The organism is Streptomyces exfoliatus (assembly GCF_000725545.1).
Classification (GTDB): domain Bacteria; phylum Actinomycetota; class Actinomycetes; order Streptomycetales; family Streptomycetaceae; genus Streptomyces; species Streptomyces exfoliatus.
In genome coordinates this window covers 1-392 of record NZ_JNZP01000098.1, presented here as the reverse complement: position 1 = coordinate 392, position 392 = coordinate 1, and the positions used below count along the sequence as shown (strand labels likewise).

Sequence of the window (392 nt, the reverse complement as noted above, 5' to 3'; positions counted from 1 at the left end):
GGAGGTGAGGGTGTGGGGCTGGGTGGTGCTGTAGTTGTAGGTGTAGCTGACGTTCTTGGTGGGGTCGCCGGCCGGGTCGTGCTCGGTCATTTTGGCGCGGTTGCCGATCCAGTCGTATGTGAAGGACTGGTGGTAGGCGGCCTGGCCGGTGACGGGGCCGGTGAGTGTTGTGGTGGGGGTGCCGGTGTTGGTGGCGATGGTGCCTGCGGCGGGTGCGGTGTCGGGCAGGCCGGCCGGTTCGGTGTTCGGGGCGTTGGCGGCGTCGGCGACGGGGCCGCTGGAGGGTGTGCCGGTGCTGTTGTAGCCCCAGGTGGTTCCTGATGCGGCTTTGCAGCCGGTGCCGGTTCCGTTGGGCTTGATGTTCGAGGTCCAGGCGTTGACCAGTTCACCCA

The 392-nt window shown here is 67.6% G+C and carries 1 protein-coding gene; it reads right to left on the bottom strand.

Features of this window, described 5'->3' with window-relative positions:
• On the bottom strand, positions 1-392 hold a 392-nt coding region (locus IO20_RS37295; protein WP_037637056.1), incomplete at both ends, for a hypothetical protein.